General features: G+C 67.8%; 8 protein-coding genes and 2 pseudogenes. 4 read left to right on the forward strand and 6 right to left on the reverse strand.

The features are described from left to right. Positions 1-109: 109 nt before the first annotated feature. Together BCD49_RS32845 and BCD49_RS32850 are read left to right on the forward strand one after the other, a co-directional pair. On the forward strand, positions 110-481 hold the full coding sequence (locus tag BCD49_RS32845) for a hypothetical protein (RefSeq protein WP_007513538.1): 372 nt from the start codon (positions 110-112) through the stop codon (positions 479-481). A gap of 120 nt (positions 482-601) precedes the next feature. Then, entirely contained in the window at positions 602-1,060 is a 459-nt protein-coding gene (locus BCD49_RS32850; RefSeq protein WP_007513540.1) for a hypothetical protein, read from the forward strand. 351 nt (positions 1,061-1,411) lie between these two features. Here BCD49_RS32850 and BCD49_RS46590 read toward each other — a convergent pair. From BCD49_RS46590 to BCD49_RS44405, 4 genes and pseudogenes are all read right to left on the reverse strand, one after another. Then, positions 1,412-2,058 (reverse strand): annotated as a pseudogene (locus BCD49_RS46590) (HAD family hydrolase). A 1,632-nt stretch (positions 2,059-3,690) separates the two neighbouring features. Then, positions 3,691-4,794 (reverse strand): effector-associated domain EAD1-containing protein, encoded by a 1,104-nt coding sequence (locus tag BCD49_RS43295; protein WP_131803606.1) that lies wholly within the window; start codon positions 4,792-4,794, stop codon positions 3,691-3,693. Positions 4,795-5,164: 370 nt separating this feature from the next. Next, on the reverse strand, positions 5,165-8,881 hold the full coding sequence (locus BCD49_RS32860) for a CHAT domain-containing protein (RefSeq protein WP_083401843.1): 3,717 nt from the start codon (positions 8,879-8,881) through the stop codon (positions 5,165-5,167). 44 nt (positions 8,882-8,925) lie between these two features. Beyond that, positions 8,926-9,136 (reverse strand): annotated as a pseudogene (locus tag BCD49_RS44405) (DDE-type integrase/transposase/recombinase); the annotation flags it as partial. A 76-nt stretch (positions 9,137-9,212) separates the two neighbouring features. On the opposite strand from BCD49_RS44405, the gene BCD49_RS32865 reads away from it, so the two are divergent. Next, the gene (locus tag BCD49_RS32865) at positions 9,213-9,647 is read left to right on the forward strand and encodes an integrase (protein ID WP_071042281.1); all 435 of its coding nucleotides are present in this window, start codon (positions 9,213-9,215) and stop codon (positions 9,645-9,647) included. A gap of 248 nt (positions 9,648-9,895) precedes the next feature. On the opposite strand, the gene BCD49_RS32870 is transcribed toward BCD49_RS32865, so the two are convergent. Continuing rightward, entirely contained in the window at positions 9,896-16,339 is a 6,444-nt protein-coding gene (locus tag BCD49_RS32870; RefSeq protein ID WP_071042282.1) for a CHAT domain-containing protein, read from the reverse strand. A gap of 212 nt (positions 16,340-16,551) precedes the next feature. Continuing rightward, positions 16,552-18,504, reverse strand: a complete 1,953-nt coding sequence (locus BCD49_RS32875; RefSeq protein ID WP_131803607.1) for an AAA family ATPase — start codon at positions 18,502-18,504, stop codon at positions 16,552-16,554. Between the two features lie 889 nt (positions 18,505-19,393). On the opposite strand from BCD49_RS32875, the gene BCD49_RS32880 reads away from it, so the two are divergent. After that, positions 19,394-19,759 (forward strand): CATRA system-associated protein, encoded by a 366-nt coding sequence (locus tag BCD49_RS32880; protein ID WP_027140505.1) that lies wholly within the window; start codon positions 19,394-19,396, stop codon positions 19,757-19,759. Positions 19,760-19,773 lie beyond the last annotated feature (14 nt).

Here is a 19,773-nt window from a genome sequence, read left to right on the forward strand (position 1 = left end):
CAGACGCATCGACCGCCTCGATGGCCTCCTCCACGAATACCAACGAGCCGCCTGATCAAGCTCCTGGCCAGCGGAACCGCATACTTGCACCCTTCGGGGCCYGGTATTCGTGGCGTCGCATCCGTTCCCGCCGGAAAGCGCAGCCCGGTCGCTGGCCGCAACGCGCGGGGAACGGGTGCTGGTCTGCTGTCCGTCGCCGGTCTCACCGGCGCTGACCCGGCTGGCCCTGGCCGTCGGCCGCATCCTCGCCGCCGCGCGCGAGGCCAGCGCGCACGGCCCGCTGCCGGTGGTGCTCTGCCCGGTCCGGCCTCACTGCGCCTGGCAGTCCGATGGGGTCGCCGTGCCGCACCTGGTGTCGGTCGTGACCGACGAGGCGGTGCAGCTGCGGGTCACCTGGGAGATCACCGATCACGGCCAGATCTCCGGCTGGCTTGCCAGCGCGGCCCCGGTACCTGCGCTGTCCAGGGCGGTCGCGGCGTGACGCCGATACCGACGGTCGCGGCTAGCCGTCGACCGGCCGGGCGGAGCCCAGCGATCGGCAGGCTCTGGCCGACGTCACCGCCGAACAGCAGCAGACAGACCGACCATGAGGAGGAACGACGTGTCCGACGGGGCGAACGAAGAGCATCTTTTCGGCGTCGTCAACTTCGCCGATCCACAGCGTGCGAGCGCACTGGGAGTGCATCTGCCCTTCGAATCGCCAGCGGCGGGCCATGCCTACGCGCGCCGACACGGCCTGACGAACAGCCTGATCAGGCCACTGGCATTCGACACCGACACGCCCGACGGCGGCAGTCGCGAGGGCCATCTCGCAGCCGCGAGCCACGGCGAGGCCGAGTGGGCAGACGGCCCCCTGTCAGTCGTTCCCACGGGCGGGCCGAGCAAGGTACGGGTGACCGTGGACGGCGACGTCGAGATCACGTTCGCCCCCGGCGACGACGTGACCCAACTGACCGCTGCCCTTGCGAGCCTGCCCGCCGGGCTGCGCTTCACAGAGGCCTACGGCGACGTGGAGATCCTCCTGCGCTTTCGCCCTCTCCACCCGGCCACACCCAAGTAGCCAGTCGAGAACCGCCATTCCGATGGGCGCGGTCGCGTCGGGCCTGAACTCCCGGCTCATTTTCCGAACGTGGTAGGCCACGATGCCGGCGATGCACGCCGACCCTCGCCTGGCGATACCCGCGCGGTGACGCTCACGATGTCATCGGCGATGCGCGAGAGTGCCGCCCGGACCAGCGATGTCATGCGCGATGACGCTCGCGATGTCCTCCGCGAAGGCCTCAGCACCTACGGAGGTCCGCCCCGGTCCGGCCACACTCGCTGACTCCTTGCGAGCCGGACATGTAACCGGTCCGAGTGACTGGGCCGTCGCTGGAGCCAAGCACCAGCAGCGCGGGTCGTTGCCAGTTGTCTAGGTCGATGGGCGGAGTAGGGCGGGTAGTTCGGTCAGTGAGTTGATGCGCCAGTCGGCGGCGTCGACGACCGAAGGGTGGTCGGCCCACAGGTGGCCGGCGGGGCCGCGGCGGATGTGCGCGGTCCGCATCCCTGCTTTGCGGGCGGGCAGGATGTCCTTGTCCCGCTGGTCGCCGACGTAGACGATGTCGGACCGGTCGGCGGGGGCGAACTGGGCGACGCGGTCGAAGAAGGCCTGGTCGGGCTTGGCGGCGCCCCATTCGCCCGAGGTGGCGATCGCGTCGGCCGGCAGGTCGAGGGCGCGCAGCAGCCGCGCGACCTTGGCGGTCTGGTTGCCGACGATCCCGACCCACGGCCGCGTGCCCGCAGCTCGGCGAGGGCGGGGCGGACGTCGGGGTAGAGGTCGGCGTCCCCGATCGTCTCGCCGACACCGGCGTCCTCGCGTCGCTGCCGTTCAGTGACGAGGTCAAAGCCGGGGCGGAAGTACGCGAAGGCCTCGACGTTGTTACGGCCCGCCGCGGTGACGGCACCGAGCACCGCCGAGAAGGTATGCCGAGGAACGCCGAGCCAGTCCGCCCACGCGCCGTACTCCCGGGTGTCGTCCAGCAGCGTCTCGCCGACGTCGAACACCACTGCCACGACCATGATCTGCTCCCGTCCCGGCAGTCCCGTTGTGGATGACCGTAGCCAGYGGGACGGTGGCAGACCGGACACGACGCTGCGATGCGCCAGCGATGCACGGCGCATCAGCCTCCACCCAGTGACGGCTCGCGCGGGGATCGCTCGCAATACCGTCCGCGATGCACGCGGGCGTCCTACAGCGTGGCGATGTCGCGCGTGGTGTCGCTCGCAATGTCATCGGTGGTGCCCGAAAGCGCCATCTCGATCGGCGATGTCGTACGCGATGACGTTCGCGATGTCCTCCGCCATGACCGCGCTCGCGACCATCGGCGCTTCGGCGCCCGCTGGACCCCGCCTCACCTGGGCCGAACGGGCGGCGCAGGCCTGGCGTGGGAGGGGACATCGCACCGCCGAACCCCGCCTCGGCCCGGCGACGCTTGCCGCCGCAACGGTCGAGATTCGGCCCGGCAGGGCAGCGGCGCGAACGGCACGCCCACCGCGCCGAACGCGCAACGGCGTGCCCAGCCGCGCCGCGCCGACCGCGCCGGCCGGCGCGGACCGCAGCACGGCATCGCCCGCCGCCGTGGCCCCAGCCGCAGACACSGCAGCCGAGTCCACGCAGACAAACACCAGCCGGGACCGACGCGCGGTGGTGAACGCCCACCGGCAAGACCGGCGACGGCCCGGATGGGCATCGGCCACCACACCGCGCTCGACGGGCCGAGGCTCGGGTTCGGCAGGAACCGCGCCTGCATCGGCGCGGAACGGCGGCAGCGCATAGACGTAGGACCGCCGAGTCCAAGGGCGCGACGGCAAACATGGCGCTGTGGGCCGCGCCGCCAAGCTCGCCGCACTCCTTGGACGCGCCGCCGCGCACCGAACCGGCCACATCATCCGCGCCGAGCGCGCCCATCGCGCCGTCGGCCGCGGCGCGCACCGCGCCGCCACGCGCCGTGTCTCCGCGCCAAGCGCTGCTCCGCCGCGCCGAACACACGGCCGAAGCCGCACAACGCGCCGCCACCCTCGCCTACTCCGCGCGCTCCTCGCCCCCTTTGCGCCTGCCCAGCGGGCTGAACCGGCACCAGTTGGCATGCGCGGGACGCTCCGCCCCTGGCCGACGCGGGGATGAGACTCGTGCACCTGAAAACCGCACGGGACCGTCAAACCAGCCACGCCGTCCTCGCCACCATCGAATCCAYCARCGACCTCGYCGCRCTGYGCGGCACCGACTCGAGGGATTGGTAGCCGCGMGGTGGAACGAGGCCTACCGCTGTAGCGGCYCRCAGGTRTGCCACTCAAGGAGCGCTACACAGTCGACATGTAGGCAGCCGAATATTCACGCAGCCAACAMAATCATGAACTCGCTTCTAATCGTTAGATTTGATTCAGGCCTCCACCAGAGAGTCACTCGCGGGAGCGGCTCCCCCTCAACGACCTACCTGCTGACCAGCCAACGGCCGACCGAACCTGAACCCGCACGGGACGGCACGTACAACCCCTCCGGGTCACCGCCATCCGCCATGCACCTATGGGGGTGGCGGCTACGCCGCCACCCCCAAGGACTGCCAGGCCAGCCCGTCTCGCGGCGCGCCGACGGTCACAGATAGACCGTCAATTGGGAAACGATTGTCGATCTTACTATCCCAGATCGCGTTATTAACAATCGACCGCCGCACCGATCGGGATGGTGGCCAACCATTTTGGCGGCACAGCATACACTGGTCGATGCGCCGTTCCGCATTGGCTTGCATCGACCACCGGATGCCGTGAAGACTCATTGAAAATAGACACCTCCAGACCTCCAGCAGGGCGAATTACGGTTCCATCTGGCAGCGAGCCGCGGTGTCGATCTAGGTAGCCACTCTCCACCGTCGCTCCACTATAGTTTCCCTCTCGTTGATCGAATATTTCAGCAWCCCCGATATCCATGATAGGAAGAACCGCTCCACGTATCGATATGTATTGCGCAGCCGAGCCAACCACCGTGAATCGAAYTCCATTCTCAAGGTCAGCGTCTTCGGGCACGGGATACTGCTTCGACCAGGCGGTCGGCACCTTCTTCAGGTCCTTGCATTCGCCAGTAGGAACCGGAAGCATTCGTTGACCCGTAAACTTGTACTTCGCAGTGTGCCCGACGGGCTGAACACAGATTCCCACGTCCAGGTGAGCGGGGTGCGCTTCCGCATAGGCTGAGTCTTCCACGTCTACTCGACGGTTTCCCTCAGCATCTAGCGCCGACATGTCGGCATGCGACATCTCGAAGGCCATCCCATCAACTGAGAGATACTCTACTTGCGGGTCACCTGCTGTGAATCGAACACCATTCGGAACTAGGTCCCTAGATTTGTCGCCCGACCAAAATGCGGCGAGCACGGCGACAGCAACCACGACCGCAATCGTCGTTCCAGCTATTGCAAACAGAAACTTCGGCCCCGGTCGGCGACGTCTGAAACCGCCGCGCCGGACGGCCACTAGCGCTGTATCCGCCTGCCCGAAGACAGAGTTCGCCGGAAAAATCATTCCCGCCGCGACGAGGATCCTTGTCGCCCCACCCGATATAACCCCATGCTCAAGAAGCCGACCAACCTCGCTCCAGAACTCGTAGCCGTTCGATATCGCCCAGGGAATCCTATCTTCCGGGAAGCCTACCGAACCTCGTCGTAGCAGTCTCACTGCGGCCGGTTGATCGGGGAATGCCTTGGCAAGCGCGACGACCTCCGAATCGGTGAGGCCTTCTTCTCGGGCGCGGTCGGCTGGCATGATCGTCCGAGCCTTACGCCGCAATACCGGGGTGGATTGGTCCCAACCACATCGCGCTCTCCCTCGAGTCGATCACTGCCGCCGAGGATACCGCGGGTGACTTCAAGCTAGACAACCTCCTGCAACATGGCGCTGCTTGGCAACCTAATTGGCCCCGGGGTAAAATCTCGCGCCCGCAAGCAGAAATTTGGACCCTCCTGCTCGGACCCTCGGGCGGGCCAGGCCATCCACTCCCAATCCTCTGGCGACGACTCCCTGGTCGTGGATCTCGACGCGACGCTGGTGACGGCGCATTCGGAGAAACAGAACGCGGCGCCGACTGGAGGAGTCGCCCTGAATCGGCTACGCCGAGCAATGCCATGCCGCCAGGTCAGGGCCCGCTGTGAATGTGCGACGCCCACGTCGACGGCCGGTCCCAACCCCGCGCCGTACGCGACCACCGAGTCGCCGAATGTAGTGCCGCTGCTACGTCGCCATCCGAGACGAGTTTGGTATAGATCTCGGCGGCGAGGTCCACGGCGTGCCGGTCGGCGATCGGCCAGAGCGTGCCGATCACGTTCCGGTAACCGGCGAGTTGGAACGCGGACGTGAGATGAATGACCTCGTCGGTCAGTCGTTCTCCGGGACGGGCGGTCGAGCAAGCGGACAGGAAAGCCAATTCCGCGACGTCCAACCTGAGCTCGGCCACGTCTACGACTCTCAGGGCTTGATCTTGCAGGAGCAGGTGACTAGCAGACGGGTTCATCGGGTCGGAGAAACCATGGCAGGCGAAATGGGCCATCCGGGCTGCGGGCAGCGCCGCGAGCACGTCTTTCCGGGTCGCCTCGACGCCCGCCAGAACGCGGACCTGGTCACCGAACCGCGCCCTAATCGCGGCGACCTCCGCGTCGACGCCAGGAAGATCACTCGCACCTGGCGTACTGCTCATTGCCACCGCCACCATTGACGGCCCGGCTGCTCCTGCCGTTTCCCGGCCGTCGTCGTCAGCGACGACGGTACGGCGCCCGTAGGCGATCGCCCGAATCGTTGGCGTGTACGAAGAGACCACGCAGTCTAGGACGGTCCTCGGCACGGCGTCGCCGCGAGGTCCGTGGTAGCCGGCGGCGTGTACCGGCAGGAAGGCCAGGAGTCCTGACAGGCACCACCAGAGCCGCGGCCATCTCTCGGTGTCCGCTGGCGAACCGGAGACACCGAGCTGACGCAGGACGGGTCCAGCAACCGCATCCCACAACCATTCCAGAATGTCCGTCAGCCGGCTTTCGGCGGCCTCCCGAACACGTTTGTCCGATGAAGCCCTGTCCTTCAACGCCGCCTGGAAGGCAGCCACCCTGTCGGCCAGCACCTCCGGCGCCAAGGACGTCAGCGGCAGCGGATCGACGCCGGTGAGGGTCAGGGCCAGCGCGTACGAACCGTACTCGGAGACGGCGACGACGACGACCGGCCCCGCGGACGCCAGCGGAAGCAGATCCTGAATCGGCGTTGGCTTGAGGAACGAGCGGAACTCCGGAAGTTCACGGATCTCGCCAACCAGCCGGTCGAATGCTGCGACTGTCGCCATACGCCGCTCGGCACTGGGCGAGTACTGCCCGCCGTTTCCTGCCGCGACGGAGGCGAACCTGTCGGCCGGTTCGTTCACCTTGTCGCGTAGCGCGATGAACCGCTCCGCCAGCTGCGGGTGCTTCTCGGTGAGGACCGTGAGGTCGGTCCGTGTGTCCAGGGCCTGACTCAACAGCACTCCCCGGCTTTGTTCGAACAGCTCCAGCGCACGCCCTGGCTGTCCGGCTTGCACGAAGCAGGCCGCCGCGTCGGCTGCCAAGCCCTCCACTTCGTCGAGGATGTGTTCCTGATCGTCGCGGGCGAGACTGCGCGGCGCGAGCCGGTCGAGCAGCTCGACCGCGGCTTCGAAACCGGCGGCGGCCGACTGCCACCGTTGTTCGCTGGCGGCGACGTGGCCCCAAGCCCGTGCCGCCGCCGCGCGCGTGCGCGGCGGGGCAGTGGCTACCTTAACTGCGTCCCTGTACACGGCGATCGCTTCGTCGAGGTCGGGCTGCCGGCGGGATACCTCAAGCCGCGTGATCAGCGCGGCACCGAGGTAGGTCAGCCGCCCGGCGCGGTCCGGATGGTCGGCAGGGGTGGCCGCGGCTGCTCTCCGCCCGACGACGATCGCCTCGTTGAGGTCCTGCAGCAGTCCGGTCCGGTCGTAGCGGACACGCAGGCCGAGGCCGAGGCTCGCCAGGTACATCGCCCTGTTGGTGTGGTCGCGGGACGTGGCGGCGACCGCAGCGCGGTCCAGGTTGACCGCCTCGTCCATCGCGCTGAGGTCGCCCGTCGTCTCGAACCACGTCTGGAGGGTCGTAGCGAGGTTCGACAAGTACATCGGGCAGTCCGGGTGGTCGACCCCGGCGGTCTCCACAGCATCCCGGCCCGCGGCGATCGCGTCGTCGAGGTCTGCCTGCGCTCCGGTCCGGTCGAACCGGATACGAAGAAGGAGGCCGAGGTTGCTCCTGTACATCGCCCCGTAGGTGTGTTCCGTCGGCGTCGCTGCCGCGGCGCGRCAGTTGCTGATCGCCTCATTGAGGTCGGCCAGCTGCCCGGTCCAGTCGAACCGGACACGCAGCGCTCCGCCGAGGTTCGACTGGTACATGGCCTGTTCCTGGTGGTCGGCGGATACGGCTGCAACGGCCTCCCGGCCGACAGCGATCGCCTCGTCGAGGTCGGCTTGCACTCCCGTCTGCTCTGCCTGCGTCTGGAGGGAAATGCCGAGGTTCGAAAGGTGCCTGGCTCGGGCTTTCAGGTCGGCGACCTCGGCTGCCACCGCCTCTCGGCCGATGCTGATCGCTTCGTCGAGGTCCGGCTGCCTGGCGGTCCGCTCGAACCGGAGGCGCAAGGCGGCGCCGAGGTAGGACTGGAACATAGCCCTGTCAGGATGGCCGGCAGGCGGCACCCCGGACGACCGTCGTAGCAGGACTATTGCCCTGTCCAAGTGGGCGCTGTCTCCGGTTGCTATCGAACTGTTGAAAAGAGCCGTGCCTCTCCAAGCCCGGACCATCGGCCAGAGTCCGAAGTACGCCTCGTTTTTCCCACGCGCCTCCGAGCTGACGCTCGGGGCCGCACTTTCAGGCCTTGAGCGCAGATTCTCCGGCGTGCGGGTATGGAGGCCAGCGGAACGGGACAGGACCGCTCGGGCAGCGAGTAGGAATGCCGTCGACGCCAGGAGACTGCCGGCGAAGACAAATCCGCTCACCAGTGCCGGCCAGGCCCAACGTTGCAGGACCGAGCCGGCCGGCGCGCCAGTGAGTGCGTCGTCGAGCCACCGCGTGATCGCCACCGCGTCGTAGTAGATTCGACTGGCTCCGGGGCGGACGCCCTGCTCCAATCGCTGGCGTGCCGTCAACACGAGCACTCGGGCCATCAGGGCGAACGCGAACGCGCTTACCGCCGCCACGACACTGCACCTGCGGACGACGCGGCGCCGTGTGCCACTTTCGAGTAGCCGTCTCCAGTCGCGGCGCCTGGCCTCGGAGACGGCCGAGGGCAACGGGCTCTCGAAGCCCCCGGCGATTAGGAGCGACGTGAGCAGGATTCCGCAAACGGCCACGACCAGAATGAACGTTCCACCGAGCAGTTCGCGGTAGACGAGGGCGGTTACCAGCATCGCGGCGACGGCAAGCAGAACCCACAAGAATCGCACGGGCTGCGCGTAGTTCCGGAGGCGCCACGTCGACGACCGCGGAACCTGCGAAACCCCGGGGAGCGTTACAGCGGTTGCCGCAGTGCGCCAGCAACAGTAAATCAGAATCAGGATCAGCGCGGTGGCGATCGCTGTGCCGACCGCACACCAGATCGTCAGCCACGACGCGAACGACACCAGCCCCGCCGCGAGAACGAACCGAGCGAGACCGGCCCGCGACAGCAACTCCCGCTCGTCTACCGTTCGCCGCGTATCGCTCGCAGCACGTGATGTCGAGTCCACGGCCGTCCTCACGTTGTCTAGGCTTCGTCGCGACCGAATTACCGCCGCACCGATCGCGATATCGTATGTGTCCGGGCCGATCCGTTGAACATTGCCCGAGCCGGTCTGTTGCATTTGGGAGAGCTTGGAGCCCGCGGAGGTCCTGGCCAGCTCGAGGATCAGACCGCCGCGGCAAGCTCGGTGGACGCGACCGATAGCCGCAGCTGCGGATTGGTGCCGATGGCGAGGTCGTAGTGGCCGCGGCGAATGTTTTGGACAAGGCGTGTCCGCTGCTGACCGTCTGAGCGGAGCGCAGCCGTTTCAGCCGCGTATGGATCGTAGCCTGGCCTTGAGCCTGCTGTGACCGGACTCGGTCCGGTTGTTCTGCCTGTGGGGTGCCACAAGTCGGACTGGTCCCGTGAGCTGGGCCGATGCGACAGCCCGGCCGTCGGCATGATGGTCACCTGTGTCCGTACGCCTGCTCTATCTGATCTTCGTCCGGCTGTGTGGCTGGCTCGTGCTGCTCTGCCGGTCGTCAGCGTCGAAGAACATCGAGCTGCTCGTGCTTCGGCACGAGATCGCGGTACTGCGCAGCACCCAGCCACGGCCGAGATGGGACTGGGCGGACCGGGCCGTGCTCGCCGCGCTGATCCGACTCCTGCCGCGAAGACTACGACTGCACCGGCTGACCACCCCTGGCACCGTTCTACGTTGGCACCGCCGCCTGGTCACCAGGAAGTGGACCCACCCGAACCGGACCGGTCGACCACAGATCGCTCCAGAGGTGCCCGCGCTCATCGAGCGGTTCGCGACCGAAAACAGGACCTGGAGATACARGAGGATCCAGGGCGAGCTGCTCAAGCTCGGTCACCGCGTCGGCGCCTCCAGGGTCCGGCGCTGATCTTGCGATCCCCTCGGCCCGCCCGATAATCATCGGGCGAGATAGGCGCATTTGCGCTGTCTGACCGGGCAGCAAAACCGTAGGTCGTCTTCCCGATTCAAGTACCGGCACGGTACAGGGCCTGCCCCCCCTTTCCGATCACCTGGGAGTCGGCGCGGCGACGGCGACACCGGTCTTCGGTTCGGTCTCTGCCGCGCACGGCGTCAAGCTCCTCGCTGCCGAGTACGGAGGGACCCTGGCGACCGCAATCAGCCGCCGCTGTGCACGTACGCGGCCCACCAGGACGGCCGATGGGGGGCGCGGGCGCGGGCGCGGAGCATTGCGATGTGCACTGCGGCGGCCATGTCGCCGTCTGCGGCAATCGCCGCGTAGATGTCGTTGGCCATGGATGGGGTATCCGGAATGGGCCAGAGCGTGCCGATGACGTGCTGGTAGCCGGCGAGCTGAAAGGCCGAGGCCAGGTGGATCACCTCGTCGGCCAGCCGGCCTCCGGGACGTGCCGTGGAGCAGGCAGACAGGAAGGCCAGCTCCGCATTTGTGAGCCGCAACCGCGCCAGATCCATGACAGTGAGCGGCTGGTCTAGATGGTCGTCCAGCAGCAGCCGGCTCGCCGATGGGTCGTCCAGATCTGCCTGGCCGTGGCAGGCGAAATGCGCCCACCGCGCGCGCGGCAGCGCGGTCAGCACCGCGTCGCGAGTCGCTTGTTCGGCGGCGAGAATTTTGACCCGGCCGGGAAACCGCCGACTGATGAGATCGGTCTCTATGCCCGCCCCAGGCAGATCGGACACGCCCGGGGTGTGGGGCATCGCGATGACCAGCATGTCGCCGCCGCTGGAGTCTGTGGGTGGCGCGTCCACAGTAGGGCGGAACAGTGCTAATTGGGCATGCGCGAGCGCGCGAACGGTTGGCGTGAACGACGAAATGGCTCTGTCGACCAGGGTATTTGGGACCGGATCGCTGCGGGTCTGGTGGTGGCCAGCTGCTTGCACTGGCAGGAATGACAGCAGACCCGAGAGACACCACCGGATTCGTGGCAACGGTTGACCCGCCGGAGGCAACCCCAAAATACCAAGCTGTTCCAGCACGGGGGCGGCGAGTACCTCCCACAGCCAGCCAAGGGTGTCAACGAGCTGTTTCTCGGCCTCCGGGGCCCTGGCCCCGCCATCGGGTACAGGTGGCACCCGATGAAGAATCGCCTCCGGGGTCAGGCCGTCCAGTGCGACGGCGTTGACCGACCCGTCCGCGGTGAGGATCAAGGCGTACGAGCCGAACTGGGAGACGGCGACGGACACGACCGGGCCGTCAGCGGCGGCCGCGGCGAGTGAGTCGACGCCTGGCGGCCTCAGAAAGTCCTCGAAGCCGGGCAACCGTCGAACATGACTGATCAATTCGTCGAAGGCGGCGGCGGTCCGCCGTCGATGTTCTGCGGCCCATCGGGCTGCCTCAACGGGGTCGAGCGCCGAGACTCTGCCAGGTTCCGGAACTTCGAACGTCAGGAGCGCTGCGGCGTCGACGTCATGGTCGAGCGCGTCGGCGAGTTCAGTGAACCGGCTTGCCAGGTGTGGGTGGCGGTGTGTGAGGTTGGCCAGGTCAGTGCGGGTGTCCAGGGCCTGGCTAATCAGCACGCCGCGAGCCTGGTCGAGCAGTTCGAGCGCACGGGTTGGCCGGCCCGCCCGCACGTGGCAGGCGGCCGCCGCGCTGCCGAGGCCGCCCGCGAGTTGTCCGAGCAGGTGTTCCTGGTCGCGTCTGTTCAGTCCGCGTGCGGTGGCGAGGCCGACCAGTTCGACCGCCTTGTCGAAGCTGTCAGCGGCGTCCGACCACTGCGCGGCGTCGGCGTACAACCGGGCACAGAGCCGCCCGGCTTGCGCACGCAGTCGCGGTGATACGGCCGTGGCCGCCGCTGTCTCGCGGTATGCCTCGGCGGCGGCCATCAGGTCGACAGTGTCGCCGAACTTGTCGAACCGGGACTGCAGGGTCGCGGCGAAGATGAGGTGGGCGGTCGCCGTCTGGGCGTCGTGTTCGGCTGCGGCCTCTGTGATCGCGCGTAGCGCCTCGAGCGCCTCGTCGTAGTCCTCGAGCCGTTCAGTACGAAGCGCACGGAAAGCCAGTGCCCGGGCGAGGACGATCTCGGCCATACCGCGATGCGCATGTCCGGCTGGTAGCGCTGTGACAGCTTTCCGGCACATTTCGACCGCGCGGTGAGGTGTATCGGATTCTCGACTTCTGTCCAGAACGGTGATCAGGAGGTTGGCCAGGTGGAGTTCCGCCATGGGCAGGAGGGGGTGGTCGGCAGGCAGCGCGGAGGCCGCCTGTTGACCGGCCTCGACCGCGGCGTCGGCGTCGGCCGACTGCTGGGTGCGGTCGAATCGCGTCATCAGCGACCCGCTGAGGACGAGCAGAAGTTGACTGCGTTCAGGATGATCGGTGGGCAGGGCGGTTTGGGCTTGGCGCAGCGCGTCGATCGCGCCGTCTACGTCTGCTAGCTGCCCCGTCCGGATGGACCGCACATGCAGCGCATTAGCGAGGGAGATCAAGGAAACGACTCGGCCCGGGTCGTCTGGTCGTGTGGCAGCGGCAGCCTGCCGTCCCGCCTCGATCGCCGCGTCCAGGTCTGCCGGCTCGCCAGTGTGGTGAGCCCGGGCCAGCAGAGCGCCGGCCATCGCGCTCAGCGCCACGAAGCGATACCGATAGCTCAGCGGGCTGTCCAGTGCCGCCTCGGCCGCCTTGATCGAGCGATCCAGGTCTGCCGGCTCGCCTGTCCACGCGAACCGAGCCCGCAAGGCCGCGGTCAACGCTGCCAGAACGCCAGCGCGGCTGGGGCTGCTGGCCGGGGTGGCGACCAGCACAGCCTCAAGGGCTTCGACAGCCTCGTCGAGGTCGGCCATGTCGTTGAGCCGCTCGAACCGTATGACGAGCATGCTCCCCAGATTGGACAACGCGCTGACGCGCCCAGGATGCTCCAGCGGAGCGACCGCGACAGCCCGCCTGGCCATCGCTATCGCGGCGTTCAGGTCGGCGAGGTCGCCCAGCTGTTCGAAGCGAAGGGCCAACATGGCTGCCACGTTCGCGAGCCCTGCTGGCAGGTCAGGGTGATCAGACGGGGTGACCTGGATCGCCTCTCGTCCAATCTCGATCGCCGCGTCCAGGTCGACCGGGTCGCCGGATCGCTGGTATTGGCCGATCAGGCCCGCGCCCAGATTGGACAGCAGTTTGGGGCGCAAGGGGCTGTCAGGAGGTATCCGGGCGAGCGCCGCCCGACCCGCCTCGGCCGCCGCGTCGGCGTCGACCAGGTCGCCGGTGTGGTTGAGCCGGGTGGTCAGCGCGGAGCTGAGCACGGAGAGGCGCCTACCCAGGTCGGGATGGTCTTCGGGCGTCCTGTCCACCGCCTCCTGGGCGGACTCGATCCCCGCCTCCAGGTCGGCCAGATGACCGGTTCGGGTGAACCTGGCGGTCAACGTCGTCGCCAGGCTCGTCAACAGGTCGAGGCGGGTAGCGCGGTCGTTCGAGGTCGCGGACAGCGCGGTGCGGAACGTGTCGACCGCCGCGTCCGCGTCGTCCGTCTCGCCCGTCCGCTCGAACCGCGCAGCCAGCGCCGTCGCTAGATTACTCAGCGTCACGGTCCGCGCGGGCGAGTCGCTCGTCGCGGCCGCCGCGCGCCGGCTGGCATCGATCGCCGCGTCGATGTCAGCCAGGTCACCGGACTGTTGGTACCGAGCGATCAACGCACCGCTGAGGCCGATCAGCACGGCGCCGTTCCCTGCGTCGCCGGAGTGGTTCGGAGGCGTCGCCGAGGCGGCGGTGCGCCCGAGCTCGACGGCGGCGTCCAGGTCCTCGCGCCGGCCGGTGTGTTCGCCCCGGAGCCGCAGCGCGGTGYCGAGCGTGTTCGCGACCCCGGCATGGTGGCGATGTCCAGGCGGAACGCTGTCGAGAGCCTGCTGGCCGGAGGCGACCGCGGCGTCCAGGTCAGCCGGATCACCGAACCGCTGGTAGCGGAACGTCAGCGCGGTTGCCTTGTTGGTCAGCGCTATGGCACGGTCAGGATGATCCGGCGGCATGGCGACGACCGCGGCGTGGCAGATGTCGAACGCCCTGGACATATCGTCGGGATCTTCCGTGTGCTGGTATCGGGCGAGCAGGGTGGTGCCGAGGTTGTTGAGGGCGATGCCCCGGCGCGGGTCGCCGTCCGGCGTCGCGGCGAGGGCCGCCTCGCCCGCGACGATCGCGTCCTCCAGATCTTGCATGTCGCCGCTTGTCTCGTATCGCCTCGTCAGTGCCCTGTTGAGGGTGAGCAGTGCGAGACGGTGCTCGACAGCCTCGTCCCGGCCGAGGGTCACCGCTCGCCGGGCAGCCGAGACGGCTTGGTCCAGGTCAGCCCGGTCGCCGCCGCGTTCGAATCGCGCCAGCAGTGCCGTGCCTAGTTCGCCTTCCAGCAGGCAATGCGTTGGATGGYCGGCCGGGCCCAGGGCCAGGGCTGTCCGCAGCGCGTCGATGGYGGCCTCGAGATCAGTGGGGCCTTCGGTCTCCTCGTACCTGAGGAACGCCTCGGCCGCGGCCAGCCGCGCCGATGTCTGCTCCTGGAGGATTGATCCCGCCGGAAGCTGTTCCGTCAGGCGTTGGGCTACCCGCCGTATAGCCTCCTCGTCATCACTCTCCACCACGTCGAGGTCCTGGACGAGGCCGTCCCACTGGGTGAGAAGCGCACCGCGTTCGGCGAAGTCCGGAAGAAGACCGGCTATCCGGTGGAGAGCCTCGATGCCTGACCTGAGGGCGTCCGGATCGCCGGTGGCGGCGTGTTCGTGGGCGTCGGCGATCGCATCGACCTCGCCCACCACCGCGCGGGCGAAGGCGTCGTCCGCGGACCTCCTGGCCGCCACCCGCCGCAGGGACCCCAACCCGGCGGCGATCGCCGCGTCCAGATCCGCCTGGTCCCCGGTGTGCTCGAACCGGACCTTCAGCAGCTCGGCGAACCCCGCCTCGAGCAGGTCACGGATGCCGTGCGTGGTCCAGGCCGAGGCAAGCACTGTCCGTGTCGCGTCGACTGCTTCCTCGAGGTCGGTCATGGCACCGGTCTCGGCGAAGCGGACCTGCAGCATGCCCGCGAGGTTCGCGAGCATCAGCGCACGGTTCGCGTTTTCGGCGGGGTCGTCATCCGACAGCTCGGCCAGCGCGCCGCGCACCGACTCGATCGCCGTCCCCAGGTCGTCCACGTCACCAGTCCGCGCGAAGCCCACCATGCGGGTCGCGCCGGCCAACCCGACCACGGCCGCATCCCCGGCCACGGCACCCACCGTCGTCACAGCGTTGTGGAGCACCGCTTCGAACTCAGGATCACGCATGTCCAACCGGTCGGCCTCGAGGCCTTGGAGAGCGGCCGCCGCCGCGTCCCAGGCCGGCAGCAAATCTGTGGCCGGATGGCCGTCCGGCAGTGCCCCTAGTTCCGAGCGGACCGCGGCGGACGCGACCCTGAACGCCGCCAGGTCGCCCGGCGCTCCGGTGCGTTGGAGCCGATAGCCGAGACACTCACCGAGGTTGAGCAGGCGCAGAAACCGATCCGGATCGTCGTCCGACGTGGCGTCCAATGCGGATCTCGTGGCGTCGATCGCGAGGTCCAGGTCCTCCAGATCGCCGACGCGTTCATACCGGACGCTCAGGTAGGTTCCGAGGCTCGACAGCACCGCGGCACGATCCGGGTCGTCGGCATCGATCGCGTCGACCGCCGCGCGAGCCGCCTCCAGGGCCACGTCGAGATCCGCCGGCCGCCCCCGCTGGTCGAACCGGCAGGCCAGGAGGTGCCCGAGCGTCCGCTGATACTGACCGATGTCAGGGTCGCTGGCCGCGGCAGCGTCGACCGCGGCCAGCGCGGCGTCGACGGCGGAGTCCATGTCGTCAGCCCGCCCCTGCCGATCGAACCGCACGGCCAGCGCGTAGCTGAACTCGTGCAAAAACGCTGCCCGGTCGGGATGCCCGAGCGGCGCCATCTCAACGGCCACGCGCGCGGCCTCGACCTCCGCGTCCGGGTCCGGGTCCGGGAAGGCCAAGTCCTCCGGCACTCTGAGCGTCTCGGCCAGCAACGCGATCAGCGCCGGATGGTCGAGGTCGCCCTCGGCGAGCAGGCCGCGGGCCGCTGCCGACCTGTCATCGGCGACCAGCCCGACTGCGAGCAGACCGACTGGGACAGGCAGTAGACCGGCCTCGCCGGCCTGCCTTTCGGCCGTCCGTATGGCCGCGACAAGCGTTCCGGAAAGCGGCACCCCCTTCCACCGCCCGCCAGGGTCGGCATCCTGATCGCTCAGCCCCAAACCGGGCAGGTCAACTGGGGCGCGTGTATGCAGGCGCAGCCGATCCCACTCCCCAACCACGTCCATCCGAGACAACGCCGCCAGCAGCATTGCTGTGTCGATTGGCTGGTTGGAGAGGCGTTCCGCCGCAGCAAGCGCGAGTGCGTCCTCGACCGTGGGCGTGAGGGGAACGTCATCGAGCACATCGATCTCAGCAGGAGCGCCGGACGGAGGCTCCATGGTGGCACCCTCAGCGGTCGCATGCTTCTCGGCGAAGGCCGCTGCCACGCCGACCGCCGTGCAGCGGTTCAGCAGTTCGCGGTGTTCGTCCAGGCTCGTCGCGCGTGCCGGGTCATCGTCGCGGAACAGTGCGGCCTGCGCGGTCAGCAACGCGGCGGCGTCTGCGGACAGCAATCCTGGATTTTCGTCAAGCAGTTCCTGGGCAGCCCGCCAGCTTGGCGACGTCACAAACGCCACGAGCGCGTCGACAAGGCTCGGTCTTGCTGTCTGGTCCGCATCAGAGTCCGCGACCGCGCCTGCATCAAGGTGGCTGTCTGCGTTCCCGTCCTCTGTCGGTTGCGTTCTGGTCTCCGTGGTGTCTTCGTTCGGCTGGGCTGGCACGTCGCTCACCATGGCTTKGGCACCGCACCGCCCGGACCGTTGAAGTCCCACCTCCCCGGAGCGGGGCGGGCCGCAGGACCCGGATCCGGTACCGCGCGAGGTGGTCCACTTGCTGCGGGGCTGGGGTGTGTGTCCCGAGGAGCTGCACTATCGGATCGTGCTGATCTGTCGGCGGAGCCACCACGGGCGGGTGAAGGTATGCCCTTGGCAGCCCCTGTCCCAGTAGTCACCTCGTCAGAAGCTGTGCCACCGGCGGATGCGGCTGGGCGGGACAGCCCGGACACCATGGGTTCTTCGGGAAGATCGGCGACCGTCAGCAGGCCGATGTCGACGTTCTCGCCGTCGGCTGCGGCCCGGAGCGCGACGCTATCCACCATCTCAGACAGCGTCCGCTGGACGTGTCGTGCATTCGCCGCTCGGCCGCCAACGCCTGGGAGTACGAATCGAGCCAGCAGCGCCGTCAATACCGCGGGATCGATTTTGAACTGGCTATCGGCTGCCAGCCTCTGGAAGATCGCGACGAGTTCCTCCGCCGTATAGTCCGGAAAGCGGACGGTCCGGGAGAAACGGTCAGCCAGCGCGGGGTTGTTTGACAGAAATGTTTTCATCCKGTCGGGTCGGCCGGCAGCGATGACGACCAGCTCGTCGCCGAGGTCCTCCATCAGCTTTACGATGGTGTTGACCGACTCGTGGCCAAAGTCAGAACCGGACGCCTGATGCGGTGCCAAGATATCGGCCTGGTCGATGAACAACACACCGCCGCGGGCCCGTTCGAAGGCGTCACGGGTACGCTGGGCGGTCTGCCMGACCCATTGTCCGACCAGGTCAGTCCGGGTCACTTCCACCAGCTGGCCCTGCGCGAGCATCCCCAACGCGGCGAGCAGTTCGCCATAAAGACGGGCACACATCGTCTTGCCCGTGCCAGATGCGCCGGTGAACACCAGGTGCCAGCTCTCCATGCAGCTAGATTGCCCATTCGCCTGACGCCGGACAGCGAACGCGGCTCTGGCCTGCAGGCGGGCGACCTCCTCCTTCACGGGCCGCAGGCCCGGCAGTGCGGTCAACTCGGCGCTGACCCGCGCGAAGTGCGCCTCGTCGGGGGCACGGCGGCCTACTGCCAGCCCGGACCGGCCGAGCTCGACATCAAGATCCTCTGGCCGCATCTCGTTCAAAGGAACGTCGCGGCCGGCATCAACCTCGGACATCACCCGGCCGACCAGCCGGCCCTGCATCGCCTCAAGGAGTGTGCGCGCGGCGCGACCGTTACCTGGTGTCCGCCGACCGTGGCCCCTTTGAAAGTAGTGGCGCACTGCATCGGCTGTCCCTGGTCMAAGCACGAACCCAGCATCGGAAGCCAGTTTCTCGACAATGCGGGCAAGTTCTTCTGGCCTGAACGAAGGGAACGTGATGGTGCGGGTAAACCGCGTACTGAGGCCAGGATTCATCGCGAAGACCTTGCTCAGATCACTCGAGTATCCGGCCACGATGACCAGGACGTCTCGGCGCCGGTCTTCCATCAGTTTCACCAACGCGTTGATGATCTCATAGCCGAACCCGGCATGCCCCGACGGATCCGGAGCCAGGCTCTGGATCTCGTCGAGGAACAGGACGCCACCCTGTGCCTTCTCGAACGCTTCGACGAGCCGCCTGGTACCCGATCCGGCATGCTCGCCCACCAAGGAGTCAGAGGACACCTCCACTGGCACCGCGCGCTGAACGACCCCCATTTCAGCCAGCAGGCGGGCGAAAATTCTGGCCACGGTAGTCTTACCCGTGCCCGGCGGCCCAGCGAACACCAGATGCTGCGCCTCGAAACCGACCTTGTACCCGCGCCGGGTGGCCAGTTGAAAGTAGTTCATCGTCGTCAGCAGAGAACGGATCTCGCGCTTGACTCCGTCTAGCCCGACGAGTGTGTTCAGCTCGGCGTAGCTGGCGAGTTCCGCCAGTTCACGTGGCATTGCTGTGCCCTGGTCCACGTGAGCGGCCCGTTCTCCACCCGCCGCGCACCGCTGCTGTCTTCGGACGGCCACGACCGCCCGAATGCGCTACCCGATTACTCCCACTCTGTGACGCTACCGTCCATGCGGGCACACCAGAATTAACCGCCACCTTGAGCCCCCGTAGGCTTCGCCGACTCATCCGAGGTGTATGCCGACCAGCCCAGACTAACCCATCGAGGCGATGACGCATGCAACGTCACCGTTCTTCTCTCCACAGCACCTGCCGCGATGACGGCTCGCGCAGGAGTCCGAGTAGTCCACCCCTCACACCTCTGTGATCAGCTGAGCGCTTGAGTCAGGCTCGCTGCGTGCCCATGCCGCACCAGAACTCGGGTTCCGACTGCTGACCTGCGACTTCGTCTCCGGATGCCGTGGCGCATGATCGTAATCATGGTGGTGCGGCTAGTCCAGCTGATCATGGCGTGGGTGTTCGGCTGGCTCGCGCTGCCAGCCCGCAGCGACGCCCTAGGCTTGGTCGGACGAAGCCGTCAAGGATTGGGTCAAGTTCGTGGCTGGACCTGGTAGTCGTCCTGGCCTCAGGTCTGTTTTGCCTGTTGGAAGCATTCCTCGATCGGTCAGCGGGCACCGGCCACCCGTGCGAGCCCGGCCAGGCTGGTGCGCTGAGGCCCGAAACAGACGTAGAACGCCAGCTCCCCGCTGGTCCGATGACACTGAGCGAGCAGCCAGCGCCCCCATCTCGGCTCCCACCATGCCCGGACCCGTACCAGGGCGCCGCAGCGAGCCTCGGGATCCCGTTCGCTGAGTATCCCCAACCGTCGTTGGCGCGTCCGGGCACGCCCCGAAGGTGCGATGACCTCCCAACCTGGCATCGCTATTGTCCTGGTCTATGGGGGACAGCGACAATTCGACATCGCCGATGCCTGCCAAGCGGCGCGACCAGGCCCTGCAGACACTGCGCTTGGCCTCCCGCTGGCGGCTGCCCGCTGACCAGTGGGACGAGGTCGCCGAGGTGCTCGCCCGCCTCCTCGACGCGCTGCGCACCGGAGACCTCGCCGCCTTCGGCGAGGCCGCTGCCAACCTGATGTTCCTTGGCCCGAATCGGAACGTCAGCGACGTAGACGGCCCCGTAGGCGAGCCGGCTCCACCGAAAATCCGCGAACGCCTGAACACCTTGATCCACATCCTTAGCGAGCCCTCCCTCGACCTTGCCTCGCCGCCCGGAGGCCATGCGGACCCAGAAACCCGGCGCTGAGCCGTGCCACCACG

This window comes from Pseudofrankia sp. EUN1h (assembly GCF_001854645.1).
Classification (GTDB): Bacteria; Actinomycetota; Actinomycetes; order Frankiales; family Frankiaceae; genus Pseudofrankia; species Pseudofrankia saprophytica.